The organism is Glycomyces tenuis DSM 44171, assembly GCF_000427885.1.
Taxonomy (GTDB): Bacteria; Actinomycetota; Actinomycetes; order Mycobacteriales; family Micromonosporaceae; genus Glycomyces; species Glycomyces tenuis.
Genome location: NZ_ATYW01000016.1, coordinates 108,054 through 124,214, shown reverse-complemented (window position 1 = coordinate 124,214; position 16,161 = coordinate 108,054). Strand labels below are relative to the sequence as shown.

Here is a 16,161-nt window from a genome sequence, read left to right as displayed (position 1 = left end):
TCGTCCGATGAGAGGAACGGCTCCGGCCGTGTCGCGATGCCGCGCGGAAAAATTGGCACATCCCATTCACGTTCCGTGGCAAGCGTTGCTCCTGCCTTGTGCGGCAAGCATTCGTCACCGAAGGTGCGCATTCGGACACGCGGACATCGGAAATGCCTCGTTTGCCGATTTTCGCTGTCACACACCGTTGTATCATCGATACTTTTCCATCTCAGAGTTCCATAAAGGATGCATGTGCAGTCCGCGTCTGCCGGAGGGCGCAGTTCCCATCCGCTCCGCGATGAGGCATTCTGTATGGCACGAGGCTTCCTAGGATTGGGCTCTGTGCATGTCGCCATCACCCCGCCGCGCGCGCCTCCTTGTGTCGTGGATCGCGGCCACCGCCGTGTGGTGCTCCGTGCTCACGGCCGCCGTCGTCACCGGCCTGCGCTCGTCGCCCGACACCTTGAACACCGCGACCGCCGCCGTCGTCGGCGGCCTCGGTGCCGCCTGCGCCGGACTGCTCATGTGGCGCGGCGCCGCCCGCCTCAAACCCACCCGCCGCGTCTCGTACAAGATCATGGCCGCCGGGCTCCAGACGACGGCCGGCACCGTCTCCGCCTCCTGCTGGCTCCCCTCCGGCGCCGCCTCCCTCGTCGCGGGCGTCGGCTTCACCGTCGCGATCGCGCTCTACGGCCTCGCCCTGCTGCGCATGCCCGACGACCGCTGGGACGGCCCGGCCGTCCAGCGCCGCCTCGTCGACGGCGCCTTCGTCGGCATGTGCCTGCTCTTCGCCTTCTGGCTCATCGTCGCCCGCGACTGGCTCCAGGACCACCGCGGGCACCCCACCACCGCCGACCTCGCCATCATCGTCCCCGGCATGCTCGGGATGATCCTGTTCGGCGTCGGCTGCACCACCACCTTCCGCCTCAACCGCTGGCGCCGCCGCCACGCCTTCGCCTACCTCGCCGTCCTGGCCGTCCACACCAGCGGCATGGCCATGTTCGCCGCCTGGCAGTGGCACCGACCGACGGCGGCCGTCTTCTGGTGGTCGGTGGGCTGGATCGCCTCCTCCGCGGCCCTGCTCGGCGTCACCTACCTCGCGCTGCGCCAGAAACCCGCGATCGACAAGCGCAACTACCCGACCGTCCACTACGCGGTCATGGTCGCCGCCGCCGCGCTCGCCACCGCGGTGTTGCTCTACAACGGGGCCGCCTCCGGCCCGCTGCCGCTCGACGCCGCCCTCATCGCGCTCGCCGCCGTCGCGGCCCTCGGTGGACGACTCGTCCTCACCCACCTCGACGTCCGCCGCGTCACCGGCGACGCCGCCGATCGCCAGCGCCGCCTCTCGGCCATCGTAGGGGTCGCCTCCGACACCGTGCTCGTCCTCGACCCCGACCTCACGGTCACCTGGCGCCCCGAGGAGTCGGCCTGGCAGCCGGCCACCGAGTCCGGCGGCTGCTGCCTCGGCGCGTCCCTGCTCGACCTCGTCCACGCCGACGACCGGCGATCCGCGCAGGAGGACTTGGACGCCCTCCTCGACGGCATCAACGCCACCGGCCAGATAGCGCTCAACGTCCGCGTCCGCGACTCGGCCCGCCGCTGGAGGCACACCGAGACCGTCGTGACCGACCTGCGCGGCCAGCCGGAGGTGCGCGGCCTGGTCGCCCGCGTCCAGGACATCGGCGCGCGCCGCAGCCTCGAGAACGAACTGGCCCGCATGGCCTACTCCGACCCGCTCACCGGCCTGGCGAACCGCCGCGCGCTGCTCCAGCAGCTCGAGGACGGCGTGGCCGCGGAGGAGCACCGGACCGCGCTGCTCCTGCTCGACCTCGACGGGTTCAAGAACGTCAACGACACCCGCGGCCACGACTTCGGCGACGAGCTGCTCGTCGAGGTCTCCAGGCGCATCAAGGAACTGCTCCAGCCCACCGACCTCGGCGCCCGGCTCGGCGGCGACGAGTTCGCGATCCTCCTGCGCGCCAGCCGCGCCGAAGCCGTCTCGATGGCCCGCGAACTGGTCCAGAAGCTGTCCGACCCCTACGAGTTCCACGACGACTCCACCGTGTTCACCACCGGCTCGGTCGGCATCGCCACCGCCTCGGAGGGCCTGGACGACCCGGAGATCCTCCTGCGCAACGCCGACATGGCACTGCGGGCCGCCAAGCAGGCCGGGAAGAACCGCTACGAGACCTACGACGCCGAGTTCGACCGGAAGGTGCGGCGGCGCAACGAACTGACCCAGGAGCTGCGCGGCGCCATCGCCCGCGACGAGCTCCGCCTGGTCTACCAGCCCGTGTTCGCCCTGGCCGACCGCAGCATCGTCGGCGCCGAGGCGCTCCTGCGCTGGCGCCACCCCAGGCTCGGCCAGGTCAGCCCCGGCGAGTTCATCCCCGCCGCCACCGAGTCCGGCCTCACCCAGGACCTCGCGGTGTGGGCGGTCAACCGCGCCGCCGAGCAGCTCGCGCAGTGGCACTCGGCCGGTATCAAGGCCTGGATCTCGGTGAACGTCTCGGTCAAGGAGCTGCACACCCACCTGTTCGCCACCGAGGTCAACGCCGCGCTCATCGCCGCGGGCGTGCTGCCCTCGCGCCTCGTCCTCGAAGTGACCGAGCACGACTTCTCCCACCAGATGAACACCCTGATCGCGCAGCTGAAGGCGCTGCGCGGCGCCGGGGTGCGGATCGCCCTGGACGACTTCGGCTCCGGCTACTCCTCGCTCGGACAGCTCGACCGGCTCCCGGTCGACATCATCAAGATCGACCGCGACCTGATCGCCAAGGACGACGGCGGCGTCGGCCCCCTCGCCGAGGTCACCGTCGAACTCGGACGGCGCCTCGGCATGGAGATCATCGCCGAGGGCGTCGAGACCGACACCCAGCTCGAGGCCATGATCAAGGCCCAGGCGCCCCTCGTCCAGGGCTACCTCCTGGCCCGCCCCATGCCACCGGACGAGCTCACCAGGTGGCTCCGCGGAGGCGACGAAGGGACGCCGGCGATCACCGCCGCCTGAATCGGTCCGGGGAGCCCACCCGTCGCCCACCGCCACCCGAACCGGACGCCGCCGCGCGGCGGCGAACGTTCCGCCGTCGCCGCCCCGCCACGACATCCCGGAGTCTGAGAAAAGTTGACTCACGGGCCGGAATCGTGCATGCTGGTCTCGTGCCGCAGCAGAGCTACATCGAGACAGCCGCCCCCGAGCGGCTGCTCGTCGTAGTACTTATTTAGCGCACCGTCGCTTCCCCGACGGTGCGCTCGCCCCGTGCGTCATTGCACGCGGGCGCTTTTTTCTGCCCGGGGAACCGACGTCCCAGTGTCGAATCAGTCAGCCAACCCTATTTGGACGAAGGACATGAGCACACCAGTGAAGGCACCGAAGCCAGGGCCGCAGGCTGCCAAGGCTCAGCCCGCCACGCCGAAGGCACCCAAGCCCGGCCCGCCCCACCAGAGCACCCCGGCCGCCGCCCCCGTGCTCACCGGCGCGCAGGCCGTCGTCAAGGCCCTGGAAGAGCTCGGCGTCGAGGCCGTCTTCGGCATTCCCGGCGGCACGATCCTCCCCGCCTACGACCCCCTCCTCGACTCGGTCAAGGTGCGCCACGTCCTCGTCCGGCACGAGCAGGGCGCCGGACACGCCGCCGCCGGCTACGCGCAGGCCACCGGCAAGGTCGGCGTCTGCATGGCCACCTCCGGACCCGGCGCCACCAACCTCGTCACCCCCCTGGCCGACGCCCACATGGACTCCGTCCCGGTCGTCGCCATCACCGGGCAGGTCGTCTCCACCGCCATCGGCACCGACGCCTTCCAGGAAGCCGACATCGTGGGCATCACGATGCCGATCACCAAGCACTCCTACCTCATCCGCGACGCCGCCGAGATCCCGCGCGTCCTGGCCGAGGCCTTCCACGTGGCCGCCACCGGCCGCCCCGGCCCGGTCCTGGTCGACATCCCCAAGGACATCCTCAACACGCCGGCCCCGTTCGTGTGGCCCCCGCGCATGGACCTGCCCGGCTACAAGCCGACCACCCAGCCCCACGGCAAGCAGATCCGCGAGGCCGCCGCGCTCATCGCCGAGTCCAGGCGCCCCGTGCTGTACGTCGGCGGCGGCGTCGTCAAGGCCGGTGCCCACGCCGAGCTCCTGGAGCTCGCCGAACTGACCGGCGCCCCGGTCATCACCACGCTCATGGCCCGCGGCGCCTTCCCCGACTCGCACGAGCAGCACCTGGGCATGCCCGGCATGCACGGCACCGTGCCCGCCGTCCACTCCCTCCAGAAGGCCGACCTCATCGTCGCCCTCGGCGCCCGCTTCGACGACCGCGTCACCGGCAAGCTCGACACCTTCGCGCCCGAGGCCAAGATCGTCCACGTCGACATCGACCCGGCCGAGATCGGCAAGAACCGCGAGGCCGACGTCCCGATCGTCGGCGACTGCAAGGCCGCCCTGGCGGCCATGGTCGAGGCCTACGCCGACCCCGGTCGCGAGCGGCTCAAGGCCTGGTGGGAGACCCTGAACGACCTGCGCGAGCGCTACCCGCTCGGGTGGACCGACATCGACGACGGCCTCACCTCGCCCCAGTATGTGATCAAGCGCCTCGGCGAGCTCGCCGAGGAGGGCACCATCTGGACCACCGGCGTCGGCCAGCACCAGATGTGGGCCAGCCAGTTCATCGCCTACGAGCACCCGGGCACCTTCCTCAACTCCGGCGGCCTGGGCACCATGGGCTACGCCGTCCCGGCCGCCATGGGCGCCAAGCTCGGCCGGATGGACCGCCCCGTCTGGGCCATCGACGGCGACGGCTGCTTCCAGATGACCAACCAGGAGCTCGCCACCTGCGCCATCGAGGGCATCCCGATCAAGGTCGCCGTCATCAACAACGGCAACCTCGGCATGGTCCGCCAGTGGCAGACCCTGTTCTACGGGCAGCGCTACTCCAACACCGACCTGGGCACCCACCACAGCGAGGACTCGCCGCGCGTGCCCGACTTCGTCAAGCTCGCCGAGGCCCTCGGATGCGTGGGACTGCGCTGCGACACCGTCGACGAGGTCGACGAGGTCATCCGGCAGGCCAACGCGATCGACGACCGCCCCGTCGTCGTCGACTTCACCGTCGGCCCCGACGCCATGGTGTGGCCGATGGTCCCCGCGGGCGTCTCCAACGACGAGATCCTGTACGCCCGCGACGTGCGCCCCAACTTCGACGACGAGGAGTCCATCTGATGAGCATCCACACGCTGTCGGTCCTCGTCGAGAACAAGCCGGGCGTCCTCGCCCGCGTCGCCGCCCTGTTCTCCAGGCGCGGCTTCAACATCGACTCCCTCGCCGTCGGCGAGACCGAGCACCCCGGCGTCAGCCGCATCACCATCGTGGTCGACGTCGAGGTGGGCTCGCTCGAGCAGGTCACCAAGCAGCTCAACAAGCTCATCCACGTCCTCAAGATCGTGGAGCTCGAAGCGGACTCCTCCGTGCAGCGCGAACTGCTGCTGGTGAAGGTCCGAGCCGAGGCCGCCACCCGCAGCCAGGTCGTCGCCGCCGCGAACCTGTTCAAGGCCAGGTCGGTCGACGTCACACCCGACACGGTCACCTTCGAGGTCACGGGGAACTCCGACAAGATCGAGTCGTTCCTCGAAGTCCTCGAGCCGTTCGGCATCAAGGAGCTCGTCCAGTCGGGGACCGTCGCGCTCGGACGGGGGGCCAAGTCGATGGCCTCGCTGTCCCGCTACGTCACACCGAGCTAAGTCAAGTAAGGAAGAAAGCAAACGCATGTCCGCTGAAGTGTTCTACGACGACGACGCCGACCTGGCGCTCATCCAGGCCAAGAAGGTGGCCGTCCTCGGCTACGGCTCCCAGGGCCACGCCCACTCGCTGAGCCTCCGCGACTCCGGTGTCGAGGTCGTCATCGGGCTCCAGGAGGGCTCCAAGTCGCGTCCGAAGGCCGAGGAGGCGGGCCTGAAGGTGCTCACCCCGGCCGAGGCCGCCGCGTGGGCCGACATCATCATGATCCTGGTCCCCGACACCGTCCAGGCCAAGCTGTACGCCGAGGAGATCGCGCCGAACCTGGCGCCGGGCAAGAGCCTGTACTTCGGCCACGGCTTCAACATCCGCTACGACCTGATCCAGGCCCCGGCCGACGTCAACGTCGCCATGGTCGCCCCGAAGGGCCCGGGCCACATGGTCCGCCGCCAGTTCGTCGACGGCAAGGGCGTGCCCACGCTGGTCGCGGTGGAGCAGGACCCCTCGGGCGACACCCAGGCGGTGGCCCTGGCCTACGCCAAGGCCATCGGCGGCACCCGCGCGGGCGTCCTGAAGACCACCTTCAAGGAGGAGACCGAGACCGACCTGTTCGGCGAGCAGGTCGTGCTGTGCGGCGGCACCGCCGAGCTCATCCGCGCGGGCTTCGAGACCCTGGTGGAGGCCGGCTACGCGCCGGAGGCCGCCTACTTCGAGTGCCTGCACGAGCTCAAGCTGATCGTGGACATGATCTACGAGGGCGGCCTGACGAACATGTGGTACTCGGTGTCCGACACCGCCGAGTACGGCGGCGTCTCGCGCGGCTCGCGGATCGTCAACGACGAGACCCGCAAGGAGATGAAGCGCGTCCTGGCCGAGATCCAGGACGGCACCTTCGCGAAGGAATGGGTCGCCGAGTCCGAGAAGCGCGAGAACTTCAAGAAGCTCCAGGCCGTCCAGACCGACAACCAGCTCGAAGAGGTCGGCAAGAAGATGCGCGACCTCATGCCGTGGGTGCAGCGCGAGATCACCGAGACTGCATAGTTTCGGACTTCCGGGCCCCCGCGCAGCATCTGACTGCGCGGGGGCTTTGCATTGGCACGGCGATCAGCTTCCAGAATTCTGTATCCAGTGGTAGAACGACAGACATGGTGTTGAGCGTCAACAGTTCGGCGGCCGATCAACTCGCTCGTGAGCTTGTTGCGGTCACCGGCGAGTCCCTGACAGAAGCCGTGGAAACGGCGATCCGGGAACGACTGGATAGGCAAGCCCACGGCGTTCGTTCTCGGCGCGTCCATCGCCGATTGAACGCGCTCCGCGCCGAACTGCGGACTTTGCCGGTCGTCGACGACCGCGCAAGCGATGACATCATCGGCTGCGGCGAGGAGGTCCTCCCTGCGTGACCGCAGCCCGGCAATCAGATCAGGCAGCATCAATTGGTTCCGATAATGTCATCTCGTCATCAGTCGGGAAGTCGATGTTTCAGTTGCTCTACCCCCCTAGATATCTATACTCTAGTCTCGATAGAGTCGCATGCCATGATGATGATGGCCGCACCGATCAAGCGGCGAGGGGTCGTGACCGCACTGCTCAAAGCCGGTTGCTCCCCACGGGGCACTGCCAAGCGCGGCGGCCACGAGATCTGGAAGTGCCCGTGTGGGACGCACACGACGGCGCTGCCACGGCACCGCGATATCAGTCCCGGAACCTGTACCAGCATCATCCGGCACCTTGAATGCCTGGAGGAAGGGTGGCTTCGATGAGGAGTTACACGGTCACGGCAACGCGTGTCCACGGATTGTGGGAACTCGACGTCCCCGATGTCGGCGTCACTCAGTCGACCACCGCCGGCGCCGCCGAAGAGATGGTCCGCGACTACCTCGACTGCCTCGGCGTGGCCGATGCCGATACCGCCCCGATCGCCATCGTCTGGCACGTCGCTCCTGACATCGATGCCCGGATCGCCGATGCCAGAGCGAAGGCGGCGAAGGCCGCCCAGCTCCAGGCGCGAGCCTCGAACATCAACCGCCAGACCGTGCTGCTGCTCAAGAGTGAGGGGATGACCGGCCGAGATATCGCGGCAGTCCTCGGCATCTCGGAGCAGCGTGTCTCCCAGCTCGCGAAGTCGGCGGGTAAAGCCGCCTGATCGAACGCGGTCAGGCCGCCTCGTCGGCGTCGTCCTCGGCGGCCCGCTTCCGTTCGGCCCCGCTCGGGACGAGTTTGAGGCCGACGACCGCGGCGATGATCCCGGCGATGAAGACGAGCTTCGCCGCGGACACGCTCTCGGTGCCGGTGGCCATCGCGTACGCCACGGTCAGCGCGGCGCCGACGCCGACCCACACCGCGTACGCCGTGCCGATGGGGATGTGCTTCACGGCCCAGCCCAGACCGAACATGCTCGCCGCCAGAGCGGCGGCGAACACCACGGTCGGCACGGGCTCGCTGAAGCCTTCGGACAGGCCCAGTGCGGTGGCCCAGACGGCCTCGAACACGGCGCTGACGAGCAGCACGATCCACGCCATCTCAGCTCACCGCCTTCAGGCCGACGATCGAGCCGACGAGCAGCACCAGCAGCAGGACCCTGCCCCAGGTGGCCCGCTCCTGCCCGGTGCGGAACCCCCACAGCACCGTCAAGGTGGCGCCGACGCCGACCCACACCGCGTAGGCGGTGCCGGTGGGCAGCGAGTTCATCGCCCACGCCAGTCCCGCCATGCTGACCGCGAGGGCGACGAAGAACAGCAGCGTGGGCCCTCGGCGTTTGAAGCCGTCGGAGGCGGACAGCGCCGCCGCCCACACGGCCTCCAGCACGCCGGAGGCGATCAAGATCAACCAGGCCATGACAAGACACCCTTCCAGGCCGTCTTGTCGAAGTGCGGGTACGGCTCCCTCGTCCGCGGACCCGAATGCCGGGCCCCGGACCAATGCTAAGACGGCGCCCGCGCGGGCGGCAACGCGCTGAGGCCGATCTGACCGATCCCGGCCCTCTCGCTGTGATCCACCTCGCGTCTATCCTGAAACAGTGGCTCAGCAAGGCGTGAAGACTTACCAGGTTCGGACGTTCGGGTGCCAGATGAACGTCCACGACTCCGAGCGGATCGGCGGCCTCCTCGAGGAGGCGGGCTATGTCCCCGTCGAGGGCGGCGCCGACCCCGACCTCGTCGTGTTCAACACCTGCGCCGTGCGCGAGAACGCCGACAACAAGCTCTACGGCAACCTCGGCCACCTGCGCCCGGCCAAGACCGCCAACCCCGACATGCAGATCGCCGTCGGCGGCTGCCTCGCCCAGAAGGACCGCGGCGAGATCGTCAAGCGCGCCCCCTGGGTCGACGCGGTCTTCGGCACCCACAACATCGGCTCGCTCCCGACCCTGCTCGAGCGGGCCCGCCACAACCGGGCCGCCGAGGTCGAGATCCTCGAATCGCTCGAGGTCTTCCCCTCGACGCTGCCCACCAAGCGCGAGTCGACCTACTCCGGTTGGGTGTCGATCTCGGTCGGCTGCAACAACACCTGCACCTTCTGCATCGTCCCGTCCCTGCGAGGCAAGGAGAAGGACCGCCGCCCCGGCGAGATCCTCGCCGAGGTGCGGGCCCTGGCCGAAGAGGGCGTCTCCGAAGTGACCCTCCTGGGCCAGAACGTCAACACCTACGGCGTCGAGTTCGGCGACAAGTACGCCTTCGGCAAGCTCCTGCGCGCCTGCGGCGAGATCGACGGGCTCGAGCGCGTCCGCTTCACCAGCCCGCACCCGCGGAACTTCACCGACGACGTCATCGCCGCGATGGCCGAGACGCCGAACGTCTGCCACTCCCTGCACATGCCGCTCCAGTCGGGCTCGGACCGGGTCCTCAAGGAGATGCGCCGCTCCTACCGCTCGAAGAAGTACCTGGAGATCCTCGACAAGGTCCGCGAGGCCATGCCGGACGCGGCCATCACCACCGACATCATCGTCGGCTTCCCCGGCGAGACCGAGGAGGACTTCCAGGCCACGCTCGACGTCACCGAGGCTTCCCGCTTCTCGAGCGCCTTCACCTTCCAGTACTCGATCCGCCCCGGCACGCCCGCCGCGGAGATGGAGAACCAGGTCCCCAAGGCCGTCGTCCAGGAGCGCTACGAACGCCTGGTGGCCCTCCAGGAGCGCGTCTCCTGGGAGGAGAACCGCAAGCTCGAGGGCGCCGAGGTCGAAGTGCTCGTCACCGTCGGGGACGGCCGCAAGGACGAGGCCACCGGCCGCATGACCGGCCGCGCCCGCGACGGCCGCCTCGTCCACTTCACGGCCGACCCGGAGCAGGGCGTCCGCCCCGGCGACGTCATCACCACCGAGGTCACCTACGGCGCCCCGCACCACCTGGTGGCCGACACCGCGATCCTGAGCCACCGCCGCACGAAGGCAGGCGACGCCTGGGAGGCCGGCACCGCCCCGAAGCTCCCCGGCGTGAGCCTCGGGATGCCCACGATCGGCCGCAAACCGGCCGAGAAGGCCGAATCGGACGGCTGCGCCTGCGGCTAACCGCCCCACCAGAAGACCGAGCCCAGCACGATGAAGGTGATCCACACCGGCAGGCTCACCGAACCGAGGATCAGCCCGGCGAGCGCGCTGGACCTGTTGTCGGCCAAGCCTTTGTTCGCCTTGTCGATCCCGATGGCGCCGAGGACGATCGCCATGACCGAGAACGGGAAGAAGCTGAACACCGAGACCAGGCCGCAGATCAGCGCCCCGTTCCCCATCGCGTTCGACGGCTCCTGAGGCGCCTCCGGCGGTGCCGCGGGCGCTCGCGGCCGAGGCGGCGGCGCCTGCTCGACGGCCGTGGGCGGAACCGCCGGGACCGCGCCGGGCAGATCGCTGAGCAGGCGGTTGAGCTCGTCGTACGTGGCGGCGTCATAGACGGCCCGGGTGCGCTCGTCGAACTCGCTCAGATTGATCCGGCCGGCGTCGAGCGAGTCCTGCAACTGGGCGGCGACGGCGTTGCGCTCCTCGTCGGAGACGCGGAGCGAAGCGGGGTCAGGCTGGGACATGGCGGCATTCCCGCAGGACGGGGGGAGGGGTGCTCGGGAGGAACATCCCTCAAGTGTATGACTCGCCGCTCTCGGTCTCAACGTGCCAGAATGTCTCGGTATGACACAGGAAACGAGTCCACAAGAGCGGCGCGATCTCATGTACGGCGAGCAGGACCTGAGCTCGCTGACGATCTTCTCCGGTTCGTTCATCAACTACGGGTACTGGAGCGATGTGGACCCGGACCGGCCGATCACGGTCGATGAGCGCACCGAGAGCCAGGCCGAGATGTACCGGCGGGTCGTCTCGCGGCTCGAGCCCGGACTGGGCGAGCGCCTGCTCGAACTGGGCTGCGGCATCGGTGTCGGCGCGGCCCTGGTGGCACGGGAGTTCGGCGTCATGGTCACCGGCGTCGACCGCTCGGACGAGCAGCTCGAGCGCGCCCGAAGAGTCAACGCCGAGGCGATCGCCGAGCTCGCCGACCGCCTCACGTTCCAGAAGGGATCGGTCACCGAGCTCCCCTCGGCCGACAACGCCGTCGAGGGCGTCTACGCCGTCGAGATGCTCCAGCACGTCGACGACCTCGCGCAGACCGCCCGCGAGGTCCAGCGCGTCCTGCGGCCGGGCGGGCGCTTCGCGACGGCCGCGTTCTTCGCGCCGGACGCCGTCGAGCCCTCGCTCTCCGAGCTGATCGAGACCATCGGCCCCGGCATCGACGTGATCCGCCCGGTGGGGGAGTTCGCGGCGGACCTGTCAGAGGCCGGACTCGAAGACGTCGAGGTCGATCCGATCGGCGAGCACGTGTGGCCGTATTTCGACCGCTGGGTCGCGCAGACCGAGTACGCCGACTCCTGGGGCCGCAACTGGCTGCGCTGCTACGAGAACGGCTGGATCGACTACTACATCGTCACGGCCCGCCGCTAGACCAGGCTCGCCTCCCACTGGCGGTGGAGTTCGGCGTAGTCGCCGCCGGAGTCGACGAGGACCTCGGGCGGGCCGTCCTCGATGATGCGGCCCGACTCCAGGACCAGGACGCGGTCGGCGATCTCCACGGTCGACAGGCGGTGCGCGATGATGATCGCCGTCCGGTCGGCCAGGATCGTGCGCAGCGCCCGCTGCACCAGCCGCTCCGAAGGGATGTCCAGCGAGGAGGTCGCCTCGTCGAGGATCAGGACGCGCGGGTCGGCCAGGAACGCCCGCGCGAACACCACGAGCTGCCGCTGGCCCGCCGAGAGCCGCCCGCCCCGCTTGCGCACGTGCGTGTCGTAGCCGTCGGGAAGCGACTCGATGAACTCGTGCGCGCCGACGACCTTCGCGGCCTCCACGATCCGCTCGCGCGTCGCCCCCGGCCTCCCCAGCTCGATGTTCTCGGCGATCGTGCCGTTGAACAGGAAGTTCTCCTGAGTGATCATGATGACCCCGGCCCGCAGGTCCGCTTCCCCGAGGTCGCGCAGGTCCACGCCGTCGAGCGAGATCGCGCCCTCCTTCGGGTCGTAGAAGCGGCTGACCAGCTTCGCGATCGTGGTCTTGCCCGCGCCGGTCGCGCCGACGAGCGCGACGGTCTGCCCGCCGGGTATCAGCAGGTCCAACCCCGGCAGGACCACCTGGTCCTCCCGGTAGTGGAACCGCACGTCGTCGAAGCGGATCTCGCCGCTCGGCCGCTCGATCCGCTTGGGCTCGGCGGGCTCGGCCACCTCGATCTCCTCGTCCATGACGCCCGAGAGCTTCTCGAGGGCGGCCGTGGCCGACTGGAGCACGTTGTAGAACTGCACCAGCTCGTTCAGCGGGTCGAAGAACCGCTTCATGTACAGCAGGAACGCCGCGAGCACGCCGACCTCGGTGTTGCCGATCATGACCTGCCAGCCGCCGAACGCCAGCACCACGACCGTCGCCAGGTGCCCGATGCCCCTCATGCCGCCGGCCATGATCGCGTTCTGCTGGTGGCCCTTGGCCTGCGCGAACCGGTTCTCGTGGTTGAGCCGCCCGAAGATGTCCCGGTCGCGCTCCTCGCGCCGGTACGCCTGCACCGCGCGCACCCCGCCCATCGACTCGACGAAGTAGACGATGAGGACCGCGACGGTCTCGCGGGCCTTGCGGTAGGCGACGGCCGAGACGCGGCTGAACCACTTGGCGAGCCCGAGCATGAGCGGGAACGTCAGCAGCGACACCGCCGCCAGCAGCGGATCGATCACGAGCATGACGACGGTGATCGTCACGACGTTCATGCCCGCCAGGACCAGGTCGTCCACGCCGTTCTCGGTCATCTCGCGGATCGACTCCATGTCGGAGCTCTGGCGCGCCGTCACGCGCCCGGAGGTGAACCGCTCGTGGAACGAGACCGACAGGCGCTGGAACTTCCAGAACACCCGCTTGCGCAGCGCGTACAGCATCGCGTTGCCCACCCTCGCCGACTGGGCGATGTAGAGCCTGACGCAGACGTATTCGAGGATCGCGCAGGCGGCGAAGGCCGCGCCGACGGCGACCATCACCGAGTAGTCGTCGTGGTCGCTGATCGCCGGGATGCCGTGGTCGATCCCGTACATGACGAGGATCGGCGTGGCCATGGTGGCGACGTTCTGCCCCACCAGGATCAACACGAGGAACACGATGGACCGCTTGTGCGGCCGCATCATCGACCCCAGGAGCCGCCGGCTGCGGGCGCGCAGCCGCCTGATCGACTCGGCGTCGTCGAGCTCGGCGCTGGTGCGCTCGGCGTCGGCCTGCTCGCTGCGGCCGCGCCAGGCGACGTGCCTGTCCTGCTGCGTCGGCACCTTCTCCTGCTGAACGGTCACGCCGCGACCTCCTCTGATTCGGCGGAGAGCACGTCGACGTACTCGGGACTTGTTCGCATCAGTTCGGAATGCGTGCCGACCGCCGTGATGCGGCCCTCGTGGAGGAGCGCGACGCGGTCGGCGAGCGCCACGGTCGAGGGCCGGTGCACGACCACGAGCGCGGTGGTGTCCTGGAGGACTCGTTCGAGGGCGCGCTCGACCAGTTCCTCGGTGTGGACGTCGAGGGCCGAGAGCGGGTCGTCGAGGACGAGCACGGCCGGGCGCACGACGACGGCGCGGGCGAGCGCGAGACGCTGGCGCTGGCCGCCGGAGAGCGAGAGGCCCTGCTCGCCGATGCGGGTGTCGAGCCCGTACGGCAGGTCGTAGACGAACTCGGCCTGGGCGACGCGCACGGCCTCCTCGACGTCGGCCTCGTCGGCGTCGGGCCGCCCGAGCGCGAGGTTCTCGCGCACGCTCATCGAGAACAGCGTGGCCTCTTCGAACGCGGTGGTCACGACGCGCCGCAGCCCGGCCAGCTCGAGGTCGCGAATGTCGGTGCCGTCCAAGGTGACGCGCCCGGCGGTCGGGTCGTTGAGCCGGGACGGGAGCGAGACGAGCGTGGTCTTGCCCGAGCCGGTCCGGCCCGCGATGGCGAGGGTCTCGCCAGGTCTGACGTCGAGGTCGACGCCGCGCAGGATCTCGCGTTCGTCATCGTCGTAGGTGAACCTGACACCTTCGAAGGCGAGCTTGCCTCGCAGAGCCGAGCGGTCGACGGCCTTCGCACCGGGGCGGTCCTTGATGGCCGGCTCGCTGTCGAGGACCTCGTAGACGCGGTCGGCGGCGGTCATCGCCTCGTTGCCGTGTGCCATGACCCAGCCCGCGGCCTCGATCGGCCACAGCAGGTTGAGCTGGAGCATGATGAACGCGGTGAGCTGGCCGACCGTGAGCTGGCCGTTCGCGACCATGATGGCGCCGATGACGAGCGTCGCTCCAAGCATGGCCGAGGCGATCGCGCCGAAGGCCGACCAGGACTTGGCGGCGATGAGGCTCTTGCGGACGCCGAGGACGCGGAGCCTGTCGGCCTCCTTCTCGAAGCGCTCGGCCATGAGCGGGCCGCGCCCGAGGGCCTTGATGGCGCGGATGCCGTTGGCCGATTCCTCGGCGGCGCTGGAGACCTCGCCGGACTGGTCCTGCTCGGCGCGGGCGGCGGGCAGGAAGTTCTTGAAGAAGCCGCGCCCGATGAGGAACAGCGGCACGGCCGCGACGGCGACGATGACGGCGAGCCGCCATTCGATCCAGAACAGCTGCGCCATGATGATCGTGATCATCCCGGTGGAGCTGATGGCGAAGACCAGGCCACCGGCGAAGAAGCGGCGGATCATGCCCAGGTCGACGGTGATGCGCGAGAGCAGCTGGCCGGTCTGCCACTGGTCGTGGAAGCCAGTGTGGAGCCGCTGGAGGTGCTCGTAGATGACGTTGCGGATGTCCGCTTCGATGGCCATGGCCGTCGCGGTCTGGAAGTAGCGCCGCACGAGGTTGAGCAGGGCGTCGAGGGCGCCCACGGCGGCGATGGCGCCGATGAAGACCCACAGGGCGTCGAGGTCGCCGTCGGTGATGGGGCCGTCGATGGCGGCGCCGACCAGGGGCGGCACGGAGAGCCCGGCGGCGATGTTGAGGAGCACCATCGTCCATAGTGCTCCAAGGCGGAAGCGGTAGGGGCGGAGGTACTGCCGCATCCTCCACAGGTTCGTCAGGGCCGTTGGGCGGGAACTCGGATCGTCGATGTCGGACTGTTCTGGAGATGTAGCGCGCACTGAACCCACCAGGCCACCGTACGGTGGCCCGGTGACAAGCGGCAAGCGATTTTCTAGCCGTGCGGCTAGTTGAATTGTGCGAGCTCGGTCACTCGTGGTCCCCGCTCATCGGGAACGACTTCGACGCCGCCCGCTCACTCCAGCAGCAGCTCGCGGAGTCGGTCGGCCTTGGTGAAGCCGATGGCCTCGGCATAGGCCTCGAGCGAACCGAAGCGCGAGTTCATCTCCTCGATGGTCTGGCGCATGGCCTCCGCCGGAGTGCGCAGACCGCGGTCGACGGTGGGCTTGCCGATGTTGGCGTCCCGCCACGCCCGCCACCGGTCTATGCCCACATTGGACAGGGCATAGTCGGCCGCGACGTCCTCATCGTCGACGCCGAGGAGCGAGAGCAGGACCGCCGCGACGATCCCGGTGCGGTCCTTGCCCGCCATGCAGTGGAAGACCACCGGCTCGCCCAGGGCGATCACGTCGAGCGAGTCGCGGATGGCCAGGTAGCCGGCCTCCATCATGCCCGAGTAGCGCTGGCGCAGGAACTTGACGACCTGCTCTTCGGGGGAGTCGTTGTAGATCTGGAGCCGGACCGACTCCCAGGCGATGTGGAGCAGCTCGAAGTGGTGGAACGTGACGCCGTCGACCTCGGGGAAGCGGCCGGTCTGCTCGAGCTCGGCGGGGCGGCGCAGGTCGATGACGTGGCGCACGCCCAGCTCGCCGACGACGTACTCCATGTCGGCGTCGGTGGCCTGGCCGAAGTTGTCGGAGCGGAAGACCCGGCCGGTCTTGACCTTCTTGCCGTCGGCGGCGTCGAGGCCGCCGATGTCGCGGAGATTGAAGATCTGCTCGGTGGGGAGAAACTGCTGCGGGAGGGTTTCCAAGGTCATATGG

At 69.2% G+C, this 16,161-nt stretch carries 15 protein-coding genes and 1 riboswitch; of the genes, 9 read left to right on the top strand and 6 right to left on the bottom strand.

Features of this window, described 5'->3' with window-relative positions; translation table 11 throughout:
• Window positions 1–328 precede the first annotated feature (328 nt).
• The 7 genes from YWW_RS34215 to YWW_RS0117425 all read left to right on the top strand — a co-directional run bounded on the left by YWW_RS34215 (window position 329) and on the right by YWW_RS0117425 (window position 7,850).
• Entirely contained in the window at window positions 329–2,992 is a 2,664-nt protein-coding gene (locus YWW_RS34215) for an EAL domain-containing protein (RefSeq protein ID WP_051325978.1), read from the top strand.
• 339 nt (window positions 2,993–3,331) lie between these two features.
• Window positions 3,332–5,194 carry an acetolactate synthase large subunit gene (locus tag YWW_RS31240; RefSeq protein WP_051325977.1) on the top strand — a complete coding sequence of 621 codons (1,863 nt, stop codon included), beginning with the start codon at window positions 3,332–3,334 and terminating at the stop codon, window positions 5,192–5,194.
• Window positions 5,194–5,712, top strand: a complete 519-nt coding sequence (gene ilvN / locus YWW_RS0117440; protein ID WP_026931110.1) for an acetolactate synthase small subunit — start codon at window positions 5,194–5,196, stop codon at window positions 5,710–5,712. Before YWW_RS31240 ends, ilvN begins: the two co-directional genes overlap by 1 nt.
• Window positions 5,713–5,737: 25 nt before the next feature.
• On the top strand, window positions 5,738–6,748 hold the full coding sequence (ilvC, locus tag YWW_RS0117435; protein WP_026931109.1) for a ketol-acid reductoisomerase: 1,011 nt from the start codon (window positions 5,738–5,740) through the stop codon (window positions 6,746–6,748).
• A gap of 104 nt (window positions 6,749–6,852) precedes the next feature.
• Window positions 6,853–7,107, top strand: coding sequence for a type II toxin-antitoxin system VapB family antitoxin (locus YWW_RS0117430; RefSeq protein WP_026931108.1), 255 nt, complete (start codon window positions 6,853–6,855; stop codon window positions 7,105–7,107).
• Window positions 7,108–7,152: 45 nt separating this feature from the next.
• Complete coding sequence (locus YWW_RS38280) at window positions 7,153–7,467, top strand: type II toxin-antitoxin system HicA family toxin (protein ID WP_081687556.1); 315 nt, start codon at window positions 7,153–7,155, stop codon at window positions 7,465–7,467.
• A gap of 35 nt (window positions 7,468–7,502) precedes the next feature.
• Window positions 7,503–7,850 (top strand): helix-turn-helix domain-containing protein, encoded by a 348-nt coding sequence (locus YWW_RS0117425; RefSeq protein ID WP_051325976.1) that lies wholly within the window; start codon window positions 7,503–7,505, stop codon window positions 7,848–7,850.
• 10 nt (window positions 7,851–7,860) lie between these two features.
• Here the strand turns inward: YWW_RS0117425 and YWW_RS0117420 are convergent, their stop codons facing one another.
• Together YWW_RS0117420 and YWW_RS0117415 are read right to left on the bottom strand one after the other, a co-directional pair.
• On the bottom strand, window positions 7,861–8,226 hold the full coding sequence (locus YWW_RS0117420) for a DMT family transporter (RefSeq protein ID WP_026931106.1): 366 nt from the start codon (window positions 8,224–8,226) through the stop codon (window positions 7,861–7,863).
• A 1-nt stretch (window position 8,227) separates the two neighbouring features.
• Window positions 8,228–8,542, bottom strand: a complete 315-nt coding sequence (locus tag YWW_RS0117415; RefSeq protein WP_026931105.1) for a DMT family transporter — start codon at window positions 8,540–8,542, stop codon at window positions 8,228–8,230.
• Window positions 8,543–8,555: 13 nt separating this feature from the next.
• A riboswitch (guanidine-III (ykkC-III) riboswitch) is annotated at window positions 8,556–8,621 on the bottom strand.
• A gap of 102 nt (window positions 8,622–8,723) precedes the next feature.
• Between YWW_RS0117415 and miaB the strand changes: the two genes are divergently transcribed.
• Entirely contained in the window at window positions 8,724–10,208 is a 1,485-nt protein-coding gene (gene miaB / locus YWW_RS0117410; protein ID WP_026931104.1) for a tRNA (N6-isopentenyl adenosine(37)-C2)-methylthiotransferase MiaB, read from the top strand.
• Here miaB and YWW_RS36055 read toward each other — a convergent pair.
• Window positions 10,205–10,714, bottom strand: a complete 510-nt coding sequence (locus tag YWW_RS36055) for a DUF1707 and DUF4190 domain-containing protein (protein WP_051325974.1) — start codon at window positions 10,712–10,714, stop codon at window positions 10,205–10,207. The genes miaB and YWW_RS36055 overlap by 4 nt on opposite strands.
• Window positions 10,715–10,814: 100 nt before the next feature.
• Here YWW_RS36055 and YWW_RS0117400 point away from each other — a divergent pair, with 100 nt between their 5' ends.
• Complete coding sequence (locus tag YWW_RS0117400; protein WP_026931103.1) at window positions 10,815–11,618, top strand: class I SAM-dependent methyltransferase; 804 nt, start codon at window positions 10,815–10,817, stop codon at window positions 11,616–11,618.
• On the opposite strand, the gene YWW_RS0117395 is transcribed toward YWW_RS0117400, so the two are convergent.
• From YWW_RS0117395 to YWW_RS0117385, 3 genes are all read right to left on the bottom strand, one after another.
• Window positions 11,615–13,486, bottom strand: coding sequence for an ABC transporter ATP-binding protein (locus YWW_RS0117395; RefSeq protein ID WP_051325973.1), 1,872 nt, complete (start codon window positions 13,484–13,486; stop codon window positions 11,615–11,617). The genes YWW_RS0117400 and YWW_RS0117395 overlap by 4 nt on opposite strands.
• Window positions 13,483–15,201, bottom strand: a complete 1,719-nt coding sequence (locus YWW_RS0117390) for an ABC transporter ATP-binding protein (RefSeq protein WP_081687554.1) — start codon at window positions 15,199–15,201, stop codon at window positions 13,483–13,485. The genes YWW_RS0117395 and YWW_RS0117390 overlap by 4 nt, the downstream gene beginning before the upstream one ends.
• Before the next feature lie 212 nt (window positions 15,202–15,413).
• Window positions 15,414–16,157, bottom strand: a complete 744-nt coding sequence (locus tag YWW_RS0117385; protein ID WP_026931100.1) for a tyrosine-protein phosphatase — start codon at window positions 16,155–16,157, stop codon at window positions 15,414–15,416.
• Window positions 16,158–16,161 lie beyond the last annotated feature (4 nt).